General features: G+C 40.9%; 20 protein-coding genes. 5 read left to right on the forward strand and 15 right to left on the reverse strand.

Annotation, left to right across the window (positions count from 1 at the left end):
• Positions 1-119 precede the first annotated feature (119 nt).
• Entirely contained in the window at positions 120-989 is an 870-nt protein-coding gene (locus tag IGI46_RS22085) for an AraC family transcriptional regulator (RefSeq protein ID WP_429974278.1), read from the forward strand.
• A gap of 77 nt (positions 990-1,066) precedes the next feature.
• Here IGI46_RS22085 and IGI46_RS22090 read toward each other — a convergent pair whose 3' ends face one another.
• A complete protein-coding gene (locus tag IGI46_RS22090) occupies positions 1,067-3,289 on the reverse strand; it encodes an alpha-galactosidase (RefSeq protein ID WP_429974279.1) in 2,223 nt (740 codons plus the stop codon).
• Between the two features lie 216 nt (positions 3,290-3,505).
• Here IGI46_RS22090 and IGI46_RS22095 point away from each other — a divergent pair, with 216 nt between their 5' ends.
• Genes IGI46_RS22095 through IGI46_RS22105 form a run of 3 tightly spaced genes read left to right on the forward strand, consistent with a single transcriptional unit; the run spans position 3,506 to position 4,278 of the window.
• A complete protein-coding gene (locus IGI46_RS22095; RefSeq protein ID WP_207704575.1) occupies positions 3,506-3,751 on the forward strand; it encodes a helix-turn-helix transcriptional regulator in 246 nt (81 codons plus the stop codon).
• A complete protein-coding gene (locus IGI46_RS22100; protein ID WP_429974280.1) occupies positions 3,738-4,055 on the forward strand; it encodes a hypothetical protein in 318 nt (105 codons plus the stop codon). Before IGI46_RS22095 ends, IGI46_RS22100 begins: the two co-directional genes overlap by 14 nt.
• 4 nt (positions 4,056-4,059) lie before the next feature.
• A complete protein-coding gene (locus IGI46_RS22105) occupies positions 4,060-4,278 on the forward strand; it encodes a hypothetical protein (protein WP_429974281.1) in 219 nt (72 codons plus the stop codon).
• 62 nt (positions 4,279-4,340) lie between these two features.
• On the opposite strand, the gene IGI46_RS22110 is transcribed toward IGI46_RS22105, so the two are convergent.
• A complete protein-coding gene (locus IGI46_RS22110; RefSeq protein WP_429974282.1) occupies positions 4,341-4,943 on the reverse strand; it encodes a short chain dehydrogenase in 603 nt (200 codons plus the stop codon).
• A gap of 172 nt (positions 4,944-5,115) precedes the next feature.
• On the opposite strand from IGI46_RS22110, the gene IGI46_RS22115 reads away from it, so the two are divergent.
• Entirely contained in the window at positions 5,116-6,000 is an 885-nt protein-coding gene (locus IGI46_RS22115) for a helix-turn-helix transcriptional regulator (RefSeq protein WP_429974283.1), read from the forward strand.
• A 359-nt stretch (positions 6,001-6,359) separates the two neighbouring features.
• Here the strand turns inward: IGI46_RS22115 and IGI46_RS22120 are convergent, their stop codons facing one another.
• The 13 genes from IGI46_RS22120 to IGI46_RS22180 all read right to left on the reverse strand — a co-directional run bounded on the left by IGI46_RS22120 (position 6,360) and on the right by IGI46_RS22180 (position 21,288).
• A complete protein-coding gene (locus IGI46_RS22120; RefSeq protein ID WP_429974284.1) occupies positions 6,360-6,863 on the reverse strand; it encodes a hypothetical protein in 504 nt (167 codons plus the stop codon).
• A 359-nt stretch (positions 6,864-7,222) separates the two neighbouring features.
• On the reverse strand, positions 7,223-8,284 hold the full coding sequence (locus IGI46_RS22125; protein ID WP_429974285.1) for a CatB-related O-acetyltransferase: 1,062 nt from the start codon (positions 8,282-8,284) through the stop codon (positions 7,223-7,225).
• Positions 8,285-8,339: 55 nt separating this feature from the next.
• The gene (locus tag IGI46_RS22130) at positions 8,340-9,833 is read right to left on the reverse strand and encodes a hypothetical protein (protein ID WP_429974286.1); all 1,494 of its coding nucleotides are present in this window, start codon (positions 9,831-9,833) and stop codon (positions 8,340-8,342) included.
• A 9-nt stretch (positions 9,834-9,842) separates the two neighbouring features.
• Complete coding sequence (locus tag IGI46_RS22135; protein ID WP_429974287.1) at positions 9,843-12,047, reverse strand: Mur ligase family protein; 2,205 nt, start codon at positions 12,045-12,047, stop codon at positions 9,843-9,845.
• Between the two features lie 59 nt (positions 12,048-12,106).
• Entirely contained in the window at positions 12,107-13,897 is a 1,791-nt protein-coding gene (locus IGI46_RS22140; RefSeq protein WP_429974288.1) for a hypothetical protein, read from the reverse strand.
• A 14-nt stretch (positions 13,898-13,911) separates the two neighbouring features.
• Positions 13,912-15,693 carry a CapA family protein gene (locus IGI46_RS22145; RefSeq protein WP_429974289.1) on the reverse strand — a complete coding sequence of 594 codons (1,782 nt, stop codon included), beginning with the start codon at positions 15,691-15,693 and terminating at the stop codon, positions 13,912-13,914.
• Positions 15,694-16,431: a glycosyltransferase family 2 protein gene (locus IGI46_RS22150; RefSeq protein WP_429965691.1), complete on the reverse strand. Its 738-nt coding sequence runs from the start codon at positions 16,429-16,431 to the stop codon at positions 15,694-15,696.
• A 128-nt stretch (positions 16,432-16,559) separates the two neighbouring features.
• Positions 16,560-17,321 carry a CatB-related O-acetyltransferase gene (locus IGI46_RS22155; protein WP_429974290.1) on the reverse strand — a complete coding sequence of 254 codons (762 nt, stop codon included), beginning with the start codon at positions 17,319-17,321 and terminating at the stop codon, positions 16,560-16,562.
• A gap of 2 nt (positions 17,322-17,323) precedes the next feature.
• Positions 17,324-18,985: a hypothetical protein gene (locus IGI46_RS22160; RefSeq protein WP_429974291.1), complete on the reverse strand. Its 1,662-nt coding sequence runs from the start codon at positions 18,983-18,985 to the stop codon at positions 17,324-17,326.
• Entirely contained in the window at positions 18,973-19,353 is a 381-nt protein-coding gene (locus tag IGI46_RS22165; protein WP_429974292.1) for a capsular biosynthesis protein, read from the reverse strand. Before IGI46_RS22165 ends, IGI46_RS22160 begins: the two co-directional genes overlap by 13 nt.
• Positions 19,354-19,402: 49 nt before the next feature.
• Positions 19,403-20,164, reverse strand: a complete 762-nt coding sequence (locus IGI46_RS22170; protein WP_429974293.1) for a helix-turn-helix domain-containing protein — start codon at positions 20,162-20,164, stop codon at positions 19,403-19,405.
• Positions 20,165-20,199: 35 nt separating this feature from the next.
• On the reverse strand, positions 20,200-20,559 hold the full coding sequence (locus IGI46_RS22175) for a winged helix-turn-helix domain-containing protein (RefSeq protein ID WP_429974294.1): 360 nt from the start codon (positions 20,557-20,559) through the stop codon (positions 20,200-20,202).
• A gap of 27 nt (positions 20,560-20,586) precedes the next feature.
• On the reverse strand, positions 20,587-21,288 hold the full coding sequence (locus IGI46_RS22180) for a class A sortase (RefSeq protein ID WP_429974295.1): 702 nt from the start codon (positions 21,286-21,288) through the stop codon (positions 20,587-20,589).
• Between the last annotated feature and the right edge of the window lie 48 nt (positions 21,289-21,336).

The raw sequence follows: 21,336 nt of genomic DNA on the forward strand, positions 1-21,336 counted from the left end.
TAATCATTTCTCCCTTCATTTCGGTATGCGCTTACCTATAAATCTATTATAGGTTGATGAAAGCGGATACCACAGAGTATAATGTGATTAAATACAGTCAGAATGTTAGGTGGAAAATAATGGAGAAAACGTTTGTTAAGACTTACGCCTTTGATACACAAAAAGATTTACGCCTTTTGTACACTGGAAAAGCGATTTGTGGTGCGTTGCACAGCTTTGGACCAGCAGTCAGGCCAAACCATATTGTGCATATTGTAACCAGCGGGAACGGGAGTTATCATGTGGATGGACAGGTTTATCCTGTAAAAGAAGGACAAGGCTTTTTGATTCCACCAGATAAGCGAACCTTTTACCAAGCCGACAGAGAATCTCCCTGGAGTTACTATTGGATGGCCTTTTCTGGTGAAATGGCAACCTTTTATTTAGAAGGCTTAGGATTAGATGCCAAGCACCCCATTTTTAAAATTGATCAGATGGAACAATTAGTCGCTATCATTGAAACGACTTTTTCTTTTGAAGACACTTCGGTTCAATCAGAGTTAATGCTTTCTTCATTGCTTTACAAATTTCTCTCTTTGCTGCAGCAGTCTAATACCAGCACCGTTGCTGTCAACAAGTCCGTTAACCCACATGTCCAGTACGCGATTGACTATATTAAATCAAATTACGCAACTGACTTAACAGTCAAAAATTTGGCTGAAGCCTTATCCTTAAATCGAAGCTACCTTTCAACAATCTTTAAAAGTGAAATGCAGACTACCCTGCAGCAATACATCACTGAGTATCGTTTAACAAGGGCCGCTGAATTATTAGGGATCAGTCAATTACGGATTGAGGATGTTTCAGAATACAGTGGGTATAAAGATCCATTGGTCTTTGCCAAAGCTTTTAAAAGAAAATTCGGCAAGACTCCCTCCCAATATCGCAAAAGTGAACAGGAAAGACAAAAATTATTTGAACATTCTTCTTTCCTCGTCGACCATGAGTAATTAGCAAAAAAACTGCTTCAATTCACCTAGTTAGATAAATTGAAGCAGCTTTTTTGTTGTTTTCGTTAGTCCTCCTGCTATTTTGCCTGCAGCACGATTATTCTAGAATCAAAATCATGGGAAGTTTTTCGTCCATCAATGACCTGCCCACACGACGTATCGCTAGTTACAAAACCAACATTCATTAACTCATCACCGAAATAAGTCTTTCCTGTTTGAACGTTAGTATATTCAACTGTTGGGACTAAGCCCTTCAGCTGCAAACGCGAGAACGGTCCATTGACTTCATTTAAAATCTTATAGTATCCCAAGATACTAGTTTTCTTATCAGCTGACACCACCATCCAAGCACAATAATTTCCCTCGAAGGGACTAACCAACCGATAAAAGTCTCCTTGGTGAATGATTTTACGGTAATCCTTAATAAAACAGATTTGCTGCCTGACAATTTCCCGATCCGCTTCCGTCAGCTGATTCAAATCCAATTCGTAACCAAACGAACCAAAAGCCGCTACATTCCCTCGTGTTTCCATCGATACTTCCCGGAAAGACTGTTCATTTGGCACTGCCGAAACGTGTGCCCCCATCGAACTTAATGGATAAACCAATGACGTACCGTATTGAATTTTCAATCGCTCAACCGCATCTGTATCATCACTCGTCCAGCCTTGAGGAGAATAGTAAAGCATCCCTGGATCAAAGCGACCGCCTCCTGAAGCACAAAATTCAAACAGAATATGCGGAAAATCTGAAGTCAATCGTTCATACAGCGCATATACTCCCAGTATATAGCGGTGGAATAACTCCCCTTGGCGTTCGGCCGGTAATTTTTCCGAGTAAGCTTCCGTGATGCAACGATTCATGTCCCATTTAACATAGCTGATCTTTGCTTCCCCTAATACCTTCGCAACCATTTGATAAATTTTTTCAACTACTTCTTCTCGACTAAAATCTAAGACATACTGATGGCGGCCATGAGAAACTGTGCGGTCAGGTACTTTGATGATCCAGTCAGGATGCCTTCTATAAAGTTCACTATCCTCATTAACCATCTCAGGCTCAAACCACAAACCAAAGGACAAACCAATCTGATTGATTTGTTCTGCCAGACCAGCTATCCCGTTAGGCAAAAGCTCCTCGTTAGCAAACCAATCCCCTAAGCCAGCACGCTCGTGTCGGCGGCCGCCAAACCAACCATCATCCAACACGAACAATTCTACGCCATCCTCGAAAGCAGTCTTAGCAAAATCAATCAATTTCTCCTCAGTAAAATCCATGCCCGTTGCTTCCCAATTATTAATCAAAATTGGGCGCTCCTGATCACGCCACTGGCCACGAGCCAACCGTTTACGATACAACCAATGGTAGCTTTGACTCATTCCATTCAAGCCTTTGCTGCTATAGGTCATCACCACTTCTGGCGATTGAAAGCCCTCTCCCGACTCCAGCACCCAATCAAAATTGAAAGGATTAATTCCCAATGAAACCCGCGAAACATTGTAAGTATCTACTTCTACCTGGGCAAGAAAATTTCCCGAATAGACTAAACTGAAGCCAATTGCCTCCCCCATTTGCTCAGTACAATCAGGTCGCTTTAATGCAATAAAAGGATTTTGATAGTGACTAGAAGATCCCCGAGTACTCTCGATACTTTGAATCCCTGGTACCAGTTTTCTAAACTGCAAATGTCGTTCTCTTCCCCAAGCCCCTGAAAGCTGCAGCAGCTCATAATTACTATCTAGTAAATCCAAACTCATACTCATTATCTGCTCCAGATGAAGCTTTTGCTCTCCCCGATTAATTACCTTAACCGATCGAGTCACAACCGGCTGCTGCTCAAAGATAGTATAGCTTAGCGTTAGCTCCAAATTTAGCAGCTCATCCAACAGCTGAATCTCTAATGTTGCTGCTTCGTCCTTCTGTTCAACATAAGTTGCCGGCAACTGATCCAGTTCTTTCTTTCCATCAAAAACAGTATAGTCTTTCACCACAAATGACGAAATGCGGCTGCCATTTTCTTGCAGAACCGTAATCGCCGGATGACGATAATCTGTTGAGCCATACACTGGATATTCTTGCCGTAAATGCTCTCTTGAAAAGCTGACATCCCCCTTGTTTACATACGCTGTATTCGGACGATATTCTGCTTCAATTAAATGATCAAAGGAGTCTCGGTCTGAAATCCGTTTTCCATAATATAAATTTCCTAATGTCCCATCTGACAATACTTGAATGACATAACTTATCTCATCATTGAATAGATGAAACATCTTTCCCTCTTGATGAACTGCAATCGGCATAATACGTTCCCCCTCAAATTTGATTTTATTGTAACCCCTTTCTTAGCGGTTAAGGAGTTCGATTAGTCAGTTAAATCAGTCAAAGTGTTAGGTAATTTATTCTTTAACAAATTGAGATCCGTTTTAGGAAAATTTTCTGTTCCAACCAGCAATCGTATAAGCAAACTTTACTTTTGTATAAATATAGTTTACCATAAATACAAGAGGTGATTTGATTTGAAAAAAAATATAAGTGACTCTATCACCAATAAGGTTTATGAATATCGAGTGCTAGCCCGACTGTCTCAACGGGAATTAGCCCAACAGGTGGGCGTTTCAAAACAGACCATTTTTGTGATGGAAAAAGGTAATTATCTGCCATCTTTGCTTTTAGCCTTTCGTATAGCCAAGTTTTTCAATGTTGATATTACTGAGATTTTTGAATATATTGAGGAAGGAGAAGTGAACCATGAAGACCATTGATCACCTAATTATCAGTAGAGGGGAAAGTTTCTCCAACAATCTTTTGATTTTCGCTTGCATACTTTCTGTTGTTCTTGTGCTGAGTATTTTTTCCCTGCTGTTCAAAATGGGGGATGACGAGCGTTCTAGTCTTTTAGCTTATCAAACAGCTGCTATTGTTTTATTAGTCAATTGTGCCCTAAACAACTTTTTGCTATTTGGTTCAATTCAAAATTGGAAATTGTTCATTTGTCTAAATTTCATGTTGGCCTCCTTTTTTGGTCTTTTGTTTATTAGTAAGAAGTACTATCAATTTTTGAGGTGATTAGATGGCTGAATTTGAAAAAGATTTTATGCTGAGGCAGGCTAAGGATTTAGCTAAAGGATTAGGAAAGTTTCTAGAACAAGAATCCATTGACGAAATTCTTCAGATGGACCAGGCCAGCAATCAGAAGGAGCCGTTGGATCAATTCATCGAAAACGAATTAGAGCGATTTAAGGAAGAACAAGAGGCTGCTTCAAAAGACTCTCTTTCTGGTAAAACTTAACCGACGAAAAAAGCCGTTCCTCAACAAAACAGGAACGGCTTCTTACTATTTATAAAAGACTTTTAATAGACTTTATACTCTTGTCCAGTCTGTTTCCCAGCCACGCTCTTCAAAAACGCTGTCGCTACGCGATCTGCCGGAACCGGAACAAAGCCTTTAAAAGACTCCTTCAAGCGATCATAGGATTCTTCTAAAACATTTGGACTCACGCAGTTAATCCGAATACCTCTAGTGTAATCAATCGCTGCTGCTTTAACAAAAGCAGCTACTCCTCCATTCGCCATTGCAGAAGAAGCACCTGCAGCAATCGGATCATCCTTCATCACTCCAGTAGTCAGAGTGATACTTCCATTATTGTGTAAATAGTTTTGTCCAATAAGCGCTAAATTAATCTGACCGAGTAGTTTGCTTTGAACCGCCACCATATTATCTTCCGGTGTCATCTCTTCAACTAAAACTTTTTTGGCTGCTCCTGTAGCGGAAATAATCGCATCCACATTGCCAATCTTTTGAAACATCTGCTCGATACTTTCCGGCAAAGTGATATCTACTTGAACATCTCCACTCGTTCTTCCTGCTGTCAAAACTTCATAATTTTCCGCCTGCAATTTCGTTACGACAGCTTTTCCAATCGTACCATTGCCACCGACTACTAGAATTCTCATCTAAACACGTCCTTACCTTCTTTTTCTCAGAATACCACGAAAAGCCTATAAAACCAACATTCTACTCATAGTAGAGTCGCTTTTTCGTATTTTTTTCTCCATTGCTACAGCTTTTTTGCTATGCTTAGAACAAGAAGCTACAACTACAATTTCTTGGTAGGAGAGACAACCAATGGAGAATTTTTTAGCAAAGAAACTAAAGCGATACCGCAAACAACATGAACTTACCCAAAAACAATTAGCAAGTATTCTCTATGTGTCGGACAAAACCGTCTCGAAATGGGAACGAGGAAATGGACAGCCCGATATAGAAACACTAAAGAAAATTGCCCAACTATTGGAAACTACTATCGACAATTTATTAAACGAACGAGAGCCGGTTTATTACTTTGAGTATAAGAGTACATGGATGATTGGCCTGTTGCCGATTCTGCACGTTGTGATTCCCAATTTTCTGGAGCTCATTCGGACATATGGATTTAAGTATAGCTACTTTTCAATCTTGAAAAAGCTGCCACATGCAAAAGGAATTATCAGCTGCGGCTTTCTTTCTACCGGCATTTTTTCATTGGGAATTTTTAGTCGAGGATTTTTTTCAATTGGGATACTTTCATTAGGTATGCTGTCCTTTGGCGTTACTTCAGGGGGGGGAATAAGCTTCGGCAGCCTGGCGGTAGGACCGATAGCCTTTGGAAATTTTGCTTTGGGACTCTTAGCCTTTGCGAATCTTGGAATTGGTTACTTAAGTATCGGGAATCTAGCAATCGGCAGGATCGCTATTGGCAATCACGGAGCTGGTACTTACGCACTATCTCTTGGAGGTAACCTTCATGATAAAGAAATACTGGCTGCTCTGCATCAGCTTCAGCAATTAGATATTCCCACTATGGTAAATGACCTGCTAATTCAACCAATGATCACTTTTATGCAAACACCTTGGATAACTGTGGTTTTCGCTAGTATAGTTATTCTACTGAGCCTGATCACTATTGGGGGGCTGGGATTAGGCTTAATGAGAATTATTCAACATAATCGCAATGAAAAAAGATGGGTGTAGAAGAAAGTCGTGGGTGTAGTGTCCACGACTTTTCGATTTTTAGTAAGCGTAAGATACGATTGCAGAAGTTGTCCTGCACATATATACAAAAAAAAGCAGCCGACTTTGTATAAACAAAAATCGACTGCTTGTATTTATAGTTATACTTCTATGACATTCGAATCACTAATTTGCAACTTATAATTGACATCTGATGGAAAGCTATACGTAAACCCATCCACTTTACATGGACTTCAATAATATAATCCAGTGGTTTGAGTAACTCGGAAATATTGATTTCTAAACAACTATCAAATATCTTGCACCTTTGTTCATATTTGACATCACCGTTGTTGACCAAGTAGACAGTTGCTTGGTATTTATCCAAGTATACGATCTGTTGTTTCATACACCATATCATAATATCTGTTCCATATTTTTATTGCCTGATAATTATGTTCTCTGCCATTCTCAACACTTGAATTAAGGAGAAAACGTACTAAAGTTGTATCTATTGTTCGATTATCAGGAATCACAAATCCAGTTATTGGACGATAAGTTATCCCTTTAGAATTAACAATCTTTCCCCCTTCAGGTCGACTTAATACATCTTCAAAATAAATACGAATAATCTCATCTGGAACATTGACAGTTATATTTTTAATTTCTCCATTATTATCCGAAACTAAATCATCACGTAAAACATGTCTTTTTCCTTGAGCATCATAATAGAGAATCTTCAAATGTGCATTTCTGATAGGAATGGCTTCTTCTTTATCCTCTGAATAAATCATTGTTAAAAATCTATCTATCACGACTAGTTTTTCTGCTGCGTCTAATTTACTGTCTCCAATGGTGAAGAAAACCAGACCAAGTACCAACAAACAAAATATCTTATCCTTCTTTTCAAATCAATCTCCTCCACATAATTTTTAGGAGATTACCTATTACATCCATCGCACATAAACGTACGTTGTTTTTGGTGAAAAAAAAAGGACATCTTTTTAGCCTCACAAAGATATTTTACCTTAACTCATGTATATGAACGTCAGATAACTAAATTGATAGCTATTTGACGTTCATAAATCAATTTTCAAAATTTGAGAATCTATTATGAGCTAATTTTTTTATTGATTACGTAAAAGTCAACTTTACATTATCAAAAAAACTTTGTCGCTTAAAAAAAACAGTAATTACAATCAGCATTATATGCATGGTATACTTTTCCTGAAATTACTATCAATCACATCAAACTGTTTAATAGATCATCCAAAGTTATCATCTTTTCTCCCAGCTTTGGCAGTAATACTTTATGCTCGTCAAACGCAGTTAAAAATTCTTCCGGTGTCGCATTCCCTGAGAGTGGCAAAGCCAAAATATTGTAATCCCACCATTGACTTGTTTGTAATTTTTCAATGGTTGCTTCATCAAATCGATACCTTAATACCTTTGCCGGTACCCCACCAACAATCGCATAGTTCGGTACATCCTTTGTCACAACGGCATGAGCTGCGATGACTGCACCGTTCCCTATTTTTACTCCCTGCTTGATCGTTACATCCTCGCCAATCCACACATCGTTTCCGATAATTATCGAAGATTGGCTTTGGCTTACTGGAACAGGCTTGAATGTCGCCTGTTCACCTAAATCTTTATAACCATTTTTCGCAGGGTAATGCCTGCCATAAACAATATGAGAAGTAGAGAATCGATTCGTGGGATGTTGAAAGCCCATCATTTTTACATTCGGGGCGATACTGCAATAGCGACCTACTGTAACATTTGTAACCAGACTAGAGGAAGAATACGTGTAGCTTCCCATGCTGCACAGCTTGCTTCCTACATCAAAACTGGTATAAGGTTCCAGCTGAAGTGTACTTGGAACAATGATTGAGTCCCCTGGTTGGAATCGTCTTCCTGTGGTCCAACGTTCAAAGGTAATGCCGGATGCTTCAAAATAATTGAGTAGTTTTTCAGTGACTACCAAGTGTTGAAGGAACCTTACAGGGGTGATAGCAGGACGTTCCACAAACTTTTGAATAATGTGAGTGTTACGAAATTTCCCGATCATCACAAGTTTTCCGTTCTCAAGTACTGCATGGTTAATGATTGTGGAAGGTCTGTTTTTCCTATCATAAATAATGAGTTGATTCTCTTCTATTCTCCAATGATGCTCATTAAAATTACTGTTATAGCCAGATACCATGCCTGATGAATGAAAATGAAACTGATTGGTATTGAACTGATCATTGCTGGTCATTCTAAAGTAGCCATTATTTATTCGATGAAAATACTCGCGGATCATCACACATTCCTCACTTACCTGTTTTGTCTTTAAAAATAGTCCTCTAGAAAATTGCTCACAACGGAAGATTCTCTCTCATTTGAATAATTCGATGTCCAACCTCTCTTGAAATAAACTTCGCAGCGGTATTAGAGCTTGCCAAGAATAATAAATACAATGCATCCTTAAAGCTGATTCGATCTCCTTCGAACATTTTAGGGCCACTTCCTCCAGTAATATCTGAAGAAACAATCATGCCAATCTCATTCAAATTTTGTATATTCTCTACAAGCAAAAGTGCTGTCATTACCTTAGACAAGGCTGCCGGAGTAACTACCTGTGTTTCATGAATCCCTATCGTTGAATTCGGAAGCTGATTCGTATAATAAAGAGGGTTTCCATTTGGCACTCGCAGAGCCATTCCAGAAGTCGCTTTTAAGGACACCTCCGAGCCTACGTTCCCAGATTTATTTTTGCAGGCTGTGATTAATTGATGAACGGCTTCAAAACGATCATTTTCACCCGTTACTCCAGTGGCTCCCATCACAACAGCTAGGTAGAGATCACCCGATGATGGGTCAACAGTTAACGTAATGACATCCAAAACATCTCTTCCAATCGTTCCAGTTTTACCACCAAGAACAGTGTACTTCTCTTCTAAGAACGCATTTCGTAAGGTCGTTTTCACCGTCTCCTTCCGACTGTTTCCACCCTCAATGCGTACTGTGTAATCTTTGGTACCCCAAATTTTTACCAGCTTATCACTTCCCAAAACCTGTATGCCCAACTTCAAAAAATCTTTCGCCGTTGAAACTTGTCCATCTACCTTAAAGCCATGCATATTCTCAATCTTTGTCTGTTCCATTCCTATCTCGCAGGCTTTCTGATTCATTTCTTTTAAGAAAGCGGCATGTGCTTCACGATCTGAAGCTCCGAAACCCTTTCCGCTCAGTCTGTTTATTTTTGTATCCAAAGCTGCAAACAACTGCCGCCCGGTCGAAGCAACACCAAACTCATCTTGCGTGTCTGGCAATGCTTCTAGGAACGCTTCCGCAGTTGGCTCATTCCCCGCCTGATAGATCGCAGTGAGATCATATACTGACAAGCGTCGAACGTTTCCAGCACCATTGGCTGATTCCATACTTCCAACGGAAAGAGTGTACTCCTGACTAGGAAAGCTGCTAGTCTTTACGATACCGACAATAGTTTCATAGCCTTTGCTTTTCGTTTGCCTGCGAACCCCGAGTCTTGAACTGCCCGAGATAAGCCTGCCATTGACGTGTACGCCAAAAAGACCGTTCACATATCTGGTCACTTTTACGTCAAACATAATGAAGTAACAATGATTTTCTTTCAAAATTAGCGATTGCTGCAGCTGTGCACTTCCTTGACTATCCATGGTTAGATTCATCCATCCTTGGTCATCTTCATCAAGCACAAGCTCTTCACCAAGTTTCTCCCAATGAGAGAATCGATTTGTCCACCAAGCATTAGTCAACAAGTTTCTTGAAAGCATTTCTGAATCGTTTCTTTCCTTCAGCTGCACTTTTTCTATCGTTTTACTTGCCATCATCTTCCCCTATTTCTTTTCTGCTTGTTTTTTGATCATTTCAGTTACTTCATAAAAGCCCGTTTCACCGTGAGAGCCCTTAATAAATACAATGGAATCTTCTGTTACCTCAGCCATGATCTTTTCTACTACCTGTTCCTTGGTTTCACACCAAGTCACAGGTGCAATATCCACTGGAAGATCCTTAAAAGATTTTCCGTAAAAGATCGCTTGATCTGGATCAGCTTGATTAATGTGGGGAATCAATCGTTCGTGATGAAACCTGGCTTCCTCTTCATTGCCTAAATAATCTACTTCGCCTAATACTAAAAGACTTTTGCCTTTATAAAAAGATTTCTTACTGGTAAAAAAATCGATACCGTTCATCATAGATTCGATAGCAGAATTATGGGTATCATCAATCACCGTGACATTTTTTTCATTTAAAGTTAGCGGAATCGGACGCAAAACTCGTTTCAAGCTGTGAAAGTCGGCTAACTTAGGTGCCATCTTTTCAACTGAAGAACCCATACAGTCCAGTGCCAATAGTGCCCCCATAGCATTTTGAATTTGTCCATCACTATCGGTCGTCAAAGTAAAAGTCACTTCTTTACCCCGGAAGGAAATACGGACATCGGTCTTCTCTCGGGACACTTTTTTCTCAAGCAGATAGCAATCAGTCGTTTTATCCTCAAAACTGAATAGAAGGACATTCAACTTGAAGAGCCGAGCCATCTCCACAAAACTAGCCAAATGATCTTCATCCATATCCTTGTTAATCACTACATACCCGTTTTCCTTCACACTAAAGAAGAGTTCTTTCTTTTTGCACAAATTATTTTCTACTCCATCAACAACATGCGCACTGCCGAAGGAGGGAATAATAACCACGTCTGTTTGCCAGATAAAGGCATTATTGCCATAGCCCAGTCGATTCATACAGGCACCGGCAGCTTCGAATAGAACAAAATCGTAATTATCATTGATCTCTACTGATAAGCTGAACGTTGGGTAATGCAGATTCGCATTGCCCATATTTGCCAGGATAGTTCCCTCATCTTTTAGTAAATGCTCCATAATCAGACGAGTGGATGATTTTCCAACACTTCCAGTCAATGCACAAAATTTTCCATGGTAATTCCACATTTGATACGCGGCATAATGGTAAGCAAAGGTTAGACTATTGGGAACAATGAACTGAGGGATTGTATCCTTCAGTTTGAGAATGGGTTCGTCAGTAATAATGATCGATAAATGCTTTTCTACTTTGTATCGCAGAATGATCTCATTGCCGTGAAAATCCCGTTTCGCCTTGGGAATGATCGCCCGATAACTCTCTGCCGATAGCGCGATGTAAGCCACATTTTGCCAGTTGTTTCGTAACGTCAAGGTGGGATCGCAAACCGTGTGATCAATGACTAAATTAGCACCCCGCTCATCATTAAGAAAATAACCTTCAAAGGTTTGTTCTAACCATTGTTTGTGGGGCAGATTCGGCTCTTTTTCCACCAAATACTCTTTGGGTGCAGATTCTGGCTGCATCGCCAAATCAGCCGTATGGTTGTAATCTTTCCCATTAATTACTAAGGTACAAATCCGCTGATCTGCCTCCTTTTTGAAAACCAAGCAGTCGCTTTGATCGGTTCCCCAAAAAATGCTGCCAAGTACTCCTGCTTGATCCCCTAGCTGAGATTGCGCTTTATATACTTTTCCATGAATCAGATGATCCCGATTCTTGAGATAGTCGAAGCTTTTATCTGATAAACGCAAGAACTCTTCACCAATTTGATAATAGTCATATAAATGAGTCAGCTGCGGAATCATTTTTCGGCCAGTTGGTGTCTTTCGAGAATAATTAGAAGCAAAAATAAATTGGTTGACTCGACGCAGGGTTCCTTTCAGTCCACCATAGACATCAAATAAAGCCACAATACAATCCGGTGCATTGAGAGAAATAGCCTGATTCAATAACTCCCCTAATGGCCGTTTTTCCCCAGATTTTCCGTGGGTGGATCGTCGAGCCGCGTACTCTTTTTCAGCCTCTATGGAAAAACAAATTTCCTGATCTGGCGACAACTTGTTTGCCTCCATATCCTGTAAAATGGCTAAATAAAGCAATAAATGAACCGTTCCCCACGGGGATTGTCGAACCCCTGAAGGCCGTTTTCCGATGAATTCTTTGGTGCTAAATGTTAGCACGGTAGGCTGGAAGATTTCTTTCTCCATCTGTTTCATGTAATCTGTCGGTCATTTTAAGTGTGAAACGACCGTACTCCTCTCGTTGGTTGAATTTTTTATCTCGTTAAAGAAAGCAGCGCTTTTTTGGTAAGCGTGGCATTCTCCTTGTTTCTTCGTTTTTCATAGATCGTTAACATCTTAGTCATAGATTGATTAGTTAGTGCCACTTCGGTCCCTAATTCAAGAAGCCTCAGCGCCCGGATATCTCGACCTTTTTCTAAGTACTCATCAGATAACTGATACAGATAGTTCGCTAGCTCCTTACAAGAAAATTGAGCACGCATCACTGCCTCAAACTCTGCTTTCTCTAAATAACGATCCAAAATAAACCGAGTCCGGCTGTCAGAATAGAAATCCTGGTTTGTTTTTTCTGAGTGTAAGGACAATACCCGGTTAAGCATATACTGGCAGGTCTTGATATTCGCTGTTTTTCTTTGTACTTGAACATCAAAGGACACCTGAATCAGATGTTCCAGACTTTCTTGTGTCTTTGAATCAGTGATCATGCCCCTGCGCAACATGCGCGATAAAATCAACAAGGCATTCTGATTTTGCGTCCGACCAAACGGCAGGACCATTTGTTCAGCTGAAGAAAAATCTAGCTTCGAATGGTTCAGCCAGTAATTGTATAAAAAGACATCCACTCGTTCCTTGTCTTTTAATGCTTCGAGGAGTTCATGATTCTCTTCTTCGTCTAAACCAACAAACTGATAGGTCAGTACAGGCTCTGAATACTCCCGTTTTTGTTCCGCTACTTTCTTTCGCCAATTTCTCTCTCTCAGCCAATTAGCGGATAAGCCCCAGCCTTTGTTTTTGGCAAAGATTCTCAACTCATCAAATTCTTCATTGGTCGCTGCATTGAATAATTCCTCTGACCACAGTGCTTGGCGAAATGAATCGTCTGAAGCCTCGCCGCTGCACGTCTCTGCATCTAAAAAGCTGTGTACTACTTGATTGTTCATCAATACACTTCCTAAAGGACCGTGAAGAATACCGTTTGGTCGTTTATCTAAAAACAGATCTTTGAAATGGCAGGTCGTCTCGTACTGATTGCCATTGACCTCCACCAAATCAAAGTAATGTGCCTGAATCAGTAAATACGCGGCATACACACGATAGAAAAATGCTGGAAAATAATCCTCTGCCTCGTCTCGTTCAAAGTATTCCTTCATCCCCTTAATCAGAGGTCTAAAGTTAATCAGGCGGAAATAATCACGAATGATCGGAAATTGTCGCAGAATTGGATAAACGAACCATTGAGTATTGGCTACTAAATCACGACTGACATACAATTCCGCGATGTCAAAATTCACCAATTTTCTAACATCCTTCGCATGTCCCCAAAAAACAAAATCACTGAAGTTGAAGATACGATGGGTTTTGGCACCGATAACGGCAATTTTGTAGTCAAAGACTGCAGGCATCTCTCTTTGATGACCTCCTTTAGAAAAGGTATTCCCAATCCGTTCAGGCTCTTTGGTTAAATAGGCGTCAAACTTCTTGATATGATTCAATGCACGATCGGTTCGTACCTTCAACACAAAACAATCCGCTGGCAAATGATCCAGTGCCGCCTGAAACTGCAAGGCTTGCCGCATATAATTAATGGAGGTACTTCTGTTTAAATCCACCCGTCTTTCTAATGGCGGTTGTTCGATAATTTTTATGTGATTTTCTTCTAATTCCTGTTTTAATTCTGGAAAGCGGTCAAACTCACCCTGCCAAGTACTCAACAGGATACCCTCGATTGTTTTGGCTGCTCTCATCTTCAAGAGCTTATCGATGGTTAATCGAACTTCCAATTCTTCCCGAATAGCGCCACACATGACAGCCCACGTTTTCTTCATCTTGTTTTCCTCTCCTAACACACTTGTTTTGTCAGTGTGCCGTCTTCTCGATTGATCTGCCAGCCCAGTTCTTGCAGGTTGGCTTCACCCCAGGTTTCTAGGATTCGATTGAAATCCTCCATATCCACTTTCCGAGGCTGCCATCTGGTTAGTTGATTTTCAGCATAAATCATCTGTGCCTGAAGAATCATTTGGTCATCTTCAAGCTTCAACTGCGTAACCATGCCATAAGGAACTGCCTCCAGATGAGTGTCAAACTCGCCATTACTATTGAAGACAAAATTGCCCAAGCTATAAAGAACATCCACGCCATCGACTTGTTCAATGGGTTGAATCGCATGAGGACCGTGCCCCATAATTAAGTCCGCACCTGCTTCGACTAAGCGTCGTGCTAAGAAACGTTGTGTTGGATTAATGTGTTGGAAATCAATCCCCCAATGGCAAAGAACGATTACTTTGGAGGCAGGAAATTCCTCTTTTGTTCGTTGAATCGTGCGGAATAATTGTTGAGATAAACAATTTCCTCCTAAGTGATTCCCTTGGGCATACATGCCAAACTCATTGTATTGCCCATTTCTAAACCAATAACCGTTAAAAATGAATAGGTCCTGGCTTTTAGTTTTTAACCGATAGGGACAAAGTGCTTCAAGAGAGGTATGTCCCGAACCAATTGCCGCAATTTTCTGTTTTTTCAAGGCAGCGAGTGTGGATAGGATGCCCGCGCGACCAAAGTCGTTGGTATGATTCGTAGCTAGGGTCACTAAGTCAATGCCATGCTTTTTGAAGGTTTCAGCGGTTATGTCTGCTTTTGCCCCCAGCACAAATTTCTTTTTCCTTTTCATTGGAGATACGGTCGGATCATCCACCAAAACAGCTTCCAAATTGGCAATAGTGAAATCTGCTTCATCTAAGAAAGATTGGACCTTCTCAAAGGAATAATCATAGCCTTCTTCAGTCAACGGATCCCACTGATTCCGTTTGATTCTTCTTTCGGAATACCATTCTCCTAAATACGTGTCTCCAACGACTGTCATAGTGACGTTCTTTTTCCGAAACGTTTTTTGTTTTTTGTTTTCTTTTACTAGTTTTTCAATACTGATGTCTTCATAGTCTTCTTCAAACCACAGTTTTAGAAGCTGCTGGTCCAATTCAAACGTATTTTCTGCTTCTAAAACAACTACCAGTGTGTGCTCATCAAATGCGATACTGTTGTTTAACCATGAAATTCGATAGCCTACTTCTCGTTCACCCACCAGATGTCCCTGCTTCTTAAACAGTTTGCCCTTGTGAACACATTCGATGTCGATAAAATAAGCCAATAATTCCTTCGATAGCTCCATGAACGCTGCACTGATTTTCTTTACATCTTGGATGGTATAGCTTTGAGGATCGTTTCTTTTTTTCCGTCCCGAGATATTTTTACAACAGTTTTCCGTTAATTCATGTTCAACAACAAAGGCATCAATTGCCTTTTGACAACTTTTTTTCGTTTGCTCTCTAAACAGCTTGGCTAACAATAGGCTGGTGTCTGGTCCCATCGTACAAACATGCAGTCGAATCAATTCGCTTAAAGAAATAAATTCGCCCTCATCAAATTGAACCGCATTCGGTGAACGCTTTTCTTTAGCGACTACCTCATTCACTTTGACTTGGTCAGTCAGTAATAACTCACCTGCTTCCACTGCCTGAAGCACCTGTAAAAGAACCAATAAACTGCCTAGTCCTTTGTCTCCAATTGGTTCTGTTTCCGTTGTATAGTCGATCGATGTGCGATTGTCTTTTGAATAGTGCATCATTTAGCTTTCCTCCACAAAGTACGCATTATTTTTGATAAATATTTCTAACTCCTCTGGCGTCCCCAATGCCGCATAACTGTTCTGAGGTAAAAATACCGGATGAATAGTTTTCCCCTGCTCAATCAAATAGTTATACAAAGGGGCAATATAAATCTCGCCATACTCATCCAATAATTGAGCGGACATTGCTTCAAAGGCTTCAGAGAAATCCTGCCATGGGTGGAAGTAATATAATCCTACCGAACCCCAAGAAGAAATCGGACGCTTTTCAGCCATCTCTGTAATCCTTTCCTGAGTTTCATCCAGTTTGGCAAAGGACCAGTGAGTGCCTTCTGCTTTAAATAAGGGAACACTGCCATCCCCTTGAAGAATGGCCTCCTTGGAAAGACATTCAGGGTTAATGGTTGTATCAATGTTGTAAATCAGAATATCTTCATCCTTATCTATAAGTTTCGCTACCTGCATAACCGTATCGGCTTGCCCTTTCGTCACTTCAGCCAATTCGATAATTTCATAAGTTTTAATTCCCAATCGCACAATTTCTTCTCTTAAAGACTCTGGAGAATAGCTGCCCTTTCTGACAATAAAAAGAAACGTTTCGTCAAAAAACTGTTTCAATGATCCGACTGCCCAAGAGAACAAGCTGCGCTCCCCAGCCATGATTTCATGTTTAGGCTGTGTATAGCCTTGTTTAGTAAAACGGCTGCCTCGACCAGCCATCGTGATAATTACCTTCATTCGTTTCCTCCATGTATCTACTTTCCGCCTTGAGTAAGGATTATTCTTGGCAGCCCAAAACTTACCTAACGGAATTTCGGTTCCGTAATTTATTCCTATCTAATCAAACGTTTACCAGGTGCATCCTTTTAGGTGTATTTTCGGATGTCTTCAGCTGTAACAACAGTCAACTCAGATACCTTTTTCAACTTATTCTGTACCTTCATCTCCTGAATCCTATCAATAAAATATTCGATACCATCACTAGCTTTGATCCCATCAAAAGTCCAATAGCAATAATCCCACCAATTCAAGTCCAGCAGGTTTTCAATAATCGGCTTTCTGAAGCGATAATACAGAATTTTGGCCGGTACACCACCAACTACCGCATACGGCGGAACATCTTTGGTGACAACTGCACCCGTAGCAACTATTGAACCATGCCCAATGACAATACCTTGTTTAAAAGTTACGTTATCGCCAACCCAAACATCGTTTTGAATTTGTACTCCTGAAGGAATCTGCTTGTACGGAATGGCTTGAAAATTTCCTTTCTCAGTTCCAGCAGCTAGCGGTACACTTACATTAGCTGGATGAACAGAATAAGAAATATTTGAGGTAGTAAATCGTTCAATAGGATGCTGTACACCCATAATCTTAAAATTCGGTGCAATTGAACAATAGCGTCCAACTGTAGTAAATTCAGTCAACCTGCTATGGCTATAAGAACAAGTCCCCATTGAAGTGAGAGTATTTCCTACTCCAAAAACACAATGAGGTTCAATTTTCAAGTTCGTAGGATAGCGTAAAGGTGCTCCTTCTTTTAAGCGCCTAAATTTATTAATGCCAAAGTAAACATGATGTTCCTCTAAAAAATCACCTAGTCGATCAGTATATTTGGTTAAGGGCATAATTAAAATCCTTTCAAATACGGTGCCAAAAGCTTCATCGCCTGCCCAAACATCACCTTCTGCCGCTCTGGATAATCCGCGTGTAAGGGAATCATCGACAAGAACAACAATCCTTCAATCAAACGAACCTGTTCGATTGGATACAGCTGGGCAATACTCTTGTTAACCAATCCCGTAATTTCCTGTTGTAAAGCTGTTTTATGAATCGTGTAGGAATAAACCATCGCAGACTTTTCCGCTAAGCTGAATTGATCCGTAATAATGTGGTCATAGGCCCCCTCAAAGCTGTGCATAATTTTGGCAATATCATAGAAATCATCGCCATAAATATCGAAAGAACCGAATTTACCCCGCGGATCAATCAGCTTCACCAGCTGATTACTTACTTCAAACAGAATATTACTCATGCAAAAGTCGCCATGAATGATTGAAGCGGGTTTTTCACTAATTAACTGATGGTGTTCCAATAAACTAAGTAATCGCTCCATCATTCCCTTGACTGGCTGATAGGTCACACCATTAATCGTTGGTGCTGCTTCATAGAACACTTGAAACGCTGGATCTTCCATCAAACGTTCGACTCGATCCACGGTTTTCTGGTAGTAAATAGCCTTCAAGTCCTGCGGGTCCAGCTGCTTCTTCTCAGAGTGCTGCTTCATTTCCTGACGAACAAACATCAGCTTGTTCATAATCTTTTCCCAATCACTGATCTCTAAATTTCCGTAGATGTATAGATTATGCAGGGTTTCATAGGGATAATATTCCATCTCCACACATGGCTGGTTTTGATCCAAGGAATAATTGTAGATACGAGGTGTAAAGAACTGCAGCGCCTCCGGCATTTTGATGTACCATTCAATTTCGTGTATCAGCTTCGTGGTATCGTCACTCTTCTTGGTTAAGATTCCACGCTGGTCGTCAATCGTAATCGAGTTGAAGAATCGCGCTTGAACCAGTTTTTTCGTTTCTAAGTACTCCCTCTCATGGCCTAAGTCCAGCCACGCATCGGTTGAAATTAATTCGACTAAGTGATCCGTTTTGTCGTACTGCTTAATGGCTTCATAAAAGGAGCGGCTGTCATCTTTGTGGTTTTCCCACCGATCATATTTTCCCGACAGTAAGGGTACGCAGTCGTGAAATACTTGTCCGCTGCGAAAGCCAAAAACTCCCGCCACCAGCTGGTCCGTCGGCTTGTCCTGCGAAGAATCATTTTTACTACTGAAGAGCAGCTCCCCATCTTCACGAACCACACTGGTCCACGGTGTCACGTTATCCCGTTGACCAATCACAATGAAGTCTTTTGCCGCAAAGAAATTCTCCTTCACAATCGTATCGCCAAAGTGAATCGTCAAATGAAAATCATCGTTTACAAAGGACAACATCCGACGCAAGCCATTACTGACGGCTTGAAATAATGTGCGACTCTCGCTATCCGTTAAATACAGCTCATAAACTGACTCTGACCGTTGTTTAATTAACTCATTCGCTTCTGCCTGACTTTGATCAGATAGAATAAATACAACGTCCTTCTCACGGTATTGTTCTAACAAACTATCCTCGATTGTGCCCTCCTCAAAAGGCAGCATCAGCGGGTAGATCGATCCAAAGCGTGTCTGCATATTTGCCGAAATCTTTTTCGTATTTAAAATCATCACTGCTTCCATCGGTCATCCTCAATTCGTTGTAAAATTTCTTCTTCCGTCCATTCCAGGAATTCACTGGGACGAATGGCCCGGTCATCGACATAGAAGCCTTGACCACACCAAGGTTTCCCTACATGCAGTTCATCGTAAGGAATCGCCCATTTCTCCAGCCATTCTGTAAGCACAGGCACCATATTTGCCGTGATCAATCCCACATTTCCCTGATAGGTACGCATTTGTCTGGCGGTATACAAAATAATTGTGTAGCCCTTTTCCTTGTATTGCTTCATTTGATCCACCACTTCTTGAATTGGCTCAAGATCGGTATATTCCTTCTCACCCTTTTTCTCACAAAAGGTATTATCGATATCCATCACAATGGCTCTCATTTGCCACCTCAATTCTAGCGTTTCTCTTAGTTGTCTTCTGACTCAATCGTTAGACACTCATTGGGCTTAGCCGCTCAGCCATTCCCGAATATTCTGCATACCCGCTATCATTCTGACCCGTTGTCAGATAGACGAAAAATTCCGGTGCCAAGGCATAGCCCTGTCCCCATTTCGTAATGAGGGAATCCCCTTGGTAGCCGATTTTCTTGAACTTGCTTTTAATCTTAGTGGCAATACAAGAGAGTTGACTGCGATTCGAATCGGTTTCACCTTCCGACCACAGCACTTCACAGATTTCAGCACGAGAAAGCATTCCCCCTTGTGCCTCTAGCAACAGCTGAAACAGCCGCTCTTCCTTTTTAGAGAAATAAATCCGTCCCGTTGCGGTTTCCAACGTCCGATTCTCCATTCTCTGAACCGGCGGACATTCTTGGCTTTTATTTTCTAGCCGTTCTTCGTAATAAGTACTTTGCAACAAGACTAATTTTTCCCGCATGCTATCAAATGAAAGTGCTTTTGACAGATAGCCAAAAATACCGGCTTCTTTTTCTTCTTCATTGCGTTCGCTTTCAGAAGTCAGGCGAAGCGCCATATTTTTACCTTCACTAAGGGCCGCAATAATTTTACTCACCTCTAGATTACTCATTGTTTCACTCAACAAGACGATGGGGAAAAATTGAACGATCGAAAGCATCCGATGATTATTGAAGGTTTCAGCGGAACAAAACACTTCGTAGTTTAATAATTGCAGCTGCTTTTGCAGCTGCTGCTCAGCCAATATATTTTTGGTAAGAATCAGTATCCTATTCATACACATACACTCCTTGTCTTTCCTTTGTTGGTGGGTCATTCCACAAGACTCATTGAAAACTCTGGGGTCAAACAATACCCGCTGCCCCAAATCGTTTGTAAAAGATCGTCACTAAAACCAGCTGCTGCCAGCTTCTCTTTGATCTTTTTCACTAACACAGACAGCTGGGACATGCGCGAATGGTTCAACGGCTCTTTCCAGAGGTAGTCGCACAGTTCCTCGCGGGAAACAATGCCACCATTGGTCGTTTGCAAATAATGAAAGAGCTGTTGCTCCTTTTTCGTTAATGTTTTTATAAAATGCTCCTGCAGCCTTTCGGTCATCGCCGAATGCTGGTGCAAGGCCACGCGCTGTTTTTCTTCTGTTTGTTGAACCTGTTCCATTTTCTCAGCCAAGCAGTGCCTCCTGTTTTTGTTTCTTTCTCAATAGGATCGAATCGGCAGTTGAAAAGCTTGGGCGGCTTCCTTCGACAGTCGCTTCATGGGTTGAACGTCAACCAATTCTCCTTGAACCACCAAACGACTCGTCGCATACAAATCCCCACAAGTGATCAACGTTAACAGCTTCCTCTCTGGAACGATCGCCAACACTTCCGTCTGCGTTGGACGGACTTTCTCCTTATGCACCGTTTGATAGGTATAAACACTGGATAGATCCGTTAAATAGATCACATCTCCCAACTGAATTTCTTCAAGCGGTGTAAACAAAAGCTCCGCTTGATCCGAACGATGACTGGCCAAGGCATAATTTCCTGTTCCCATTTCCTGATCAGGTGACAGAGTCCCGGCACCATATAACAACCCTTCATTGGATAATCCTTTAAAAATCGGCAGCCGAATCTTCACACTAGGAATCGCGATACTCGCAATCACTGGCAGCTCCTTTTTTCGTCCAGCCAGTTGTGATTTCACAACCGCCTCTGAGCTGAGCGACTTCACTTGATCGAAATCAAAGGGCGCCTGTTTCTGTTTGTTCTTCGCTAATTGCTGCTTCGATAGATGTCCAATGTCATAAGCTGCACCCGTATCCTTTATAAAATAATTGATCAGCGGTTTATTAAATAGAAGAAAAAGTCCGACAACAATCAGCAAAAAAGAACAAAACTGAACGATTTTTTTCTTCATATCTTCCCTTTCTGTAAAAAAAAAGCCATACGATTGAAAAAAACGAAC

The sequence above is a fragment of the Enterococcus sp. AZ163 genome (assembly GCF_050498925.1).
GTDB classification, from domain to species: domain Bacteria; phylum Bacillota; class Bacilli; order Lactobacillales; family Enterococcaceae; genus Enterococcus_A; species Enterococcus_A ferrettii.

What these genes read in the sequence shown, in the direction of transcription:
- IGI46_RS22115 (WP_429974283.1), top strand. Translation starts at nt 5,116, where the DNA reads ATGGAGAATTTTTTAGCAAAGAAACTAAAGCGATACCGCAAACAACAT.
- IGI46_RS22130 (WP_429974286.1), bottom strand. Translation starts at nt 9,833, where the DNA reads ATGGCAAGTAAAACGATAGAAAAAGTGCAGCTGAAGGAAAGAAACGAT.
- IGI46_RS22090 (WP_429974279.1), bottom strand. Translation starts at nt 3,289, where the DNA reads ATGCCGATTGCAGTTCATCAAGAGGGAAAGATGTTTCATCTATTCAAT.
- IGI46_RS22105 (WP_429974281.1), top strand. Translation starts at nt 4,060, where the DNA reads ATGGCTGAATTTGAAAAAGATTTTATGCTGAGGCAGGCTAAGGATTTA.
- IGI46_RS22085 (WP_429974278.1), top strand. Translation starts at nt 120, where the DNA reads ATGGAGAAAACGTTTGTTAAGACTTACGCCTTTGATACACAAAAAGAT.
- IGI46_RS22180 (WP_429974295.1), bottom strand. Translation starts at nt 21,288, where the DNA reads ATGAAGAAAAAAATCGTTCAGTTTTGTTCTTTTTTGCTGATTGTTGTC.
- IGI46_RS22145 (WP_429974289.1), bottom strand. Translation starts at nt 15,693, where the DNA reads ATGATGCACTATTCAAAAGACAATCGCACATCGATCGACTATACAACG.
- IGI46_RS22100 (WP_429974280.1), top strand. Translation starts at nt 3,738, where the DNA reads ATGAAGACCATTGATCACCTAATTATCAGTAGAGGGGAAAGTTTCTCC.
- IGI46_RS22140 (WP_429974288.1), bottom strand. Translation starts at nt 13,897, where the DNA reads ATGAAGAAAACGTGGGCTGTCATGTGTGGCGCTATTCGGGAAGAATTG.
- IGI46_RS22110 (WP_429974282.1), bottom strand. Translation starts at nt 4,943, where the DNA reads ATGAGAATTCTAGTAGTCGGTGGCAATGGTACGATTGGAAAAGCTGTC.
- IGI46_RS22165 (WP_429974292.1), bottom strand. Translation starts at nt 19,353, where the DNA reads ATGAGAGCCATTGTGATGGATATCGATAATACCTTTTGTGAGAAAAAG.
- IGI46_RS22125 (WP_429974285.1), bottom strand. Translation starts at nt 8,284, where the DNA reads ATGATCCGCGAGTATTTTCATCGAATAAATAATGGCTACTTTAGAATG.
- IGI46_RS22160 (WP_429974291.1), bottom strand. Translation starts at nt 18,985, where the DNA reads ATGGAAGCAGTGATGATTTTAAATACGAAAAAGATTTCGGCAAATATG.
- IGI46_RS22135 (WP_429974287.1), bottom strand. Translation starts at nt 12,047, where the DNA reads ATGAAACAGATGGAGAAAGAAATCTTCCAGCCTACCGTGCTAACATTT.
- IGI46_RS22170 (WP_429974293.1), bottom strand. Translation starts at nt 20,164, where the DNA reads ATGAATAGGATACTGATTCTTACCAAAAATATATTGGCTGAGCAGCAG.
- IGI46_RS22150 (WP_429965691.1), bottom strand. Translation starts at nt 16,431, where the DNA reads ATGAAGGTAATTATCACGATGGCTGGTCGAGGCAGCCGTTTTACTAAA.
- IGI46_RS22155 (WP_429974290.1), bottom strand. Translation starts at nt 17,321, where the DNA reads ATGCCCTTAACCAAATATACTGATCGACTAGGTGATTTTTTAGAGGAA.